The following is a 239-nucleotide window of genomic DNA, read 5'->3' as shown; positions in this document are numbered from 1 at the left end:
ACGGTGCGAAATCGTTGTGCTGGACGTTGGCCTGCCTGGCGAAGACGGCTTCACGGTGGCGAGCCAGCTTCGCGCCTGGGCCTCTATCTGCATCGTGATGCTGACCGGCCGTGGCGACCCCCGCGACATGGCGGTGGGCCTGACCCAGGGCGCCGAACGGAATCTGGTCCAGCCACCGGACCGGGACGTCCTGGCAGCCGGCCTGCACCGCCTGCGCCGCCGCCTGTCGCCAGCGTCCA

1 protein-coding gene is annotated in these 239 nt (G+C 70.7%); it reads left to right on the top strand.

Going from position 1 to position 239, the window contains the following annotated elements; translation table 11 throughout:
• On the top strand, window positions 1–239 hold a 239-nt coding region (locus ACQG3P_RS22985; protein ID WP_426806339.1), incomplete at both ends, for a response regulator transcription factor.

It is taken from the genome of Stenotrophomonas sp. SrG (assembly GCF_050031795.1).
GTDB lineage: Bacteria > Pseudomonadota > Gammaproteobacteria > Xanthomonadales > Xanthomonadaceae > Stenotrophomonas > Stenotrophomonas rhizophila_A.
The sequence above is the reverse complement of the archived record's forward strand: the minus strand, read 5'-3'. Positions and strand labels throughout refer to the sequence as shown.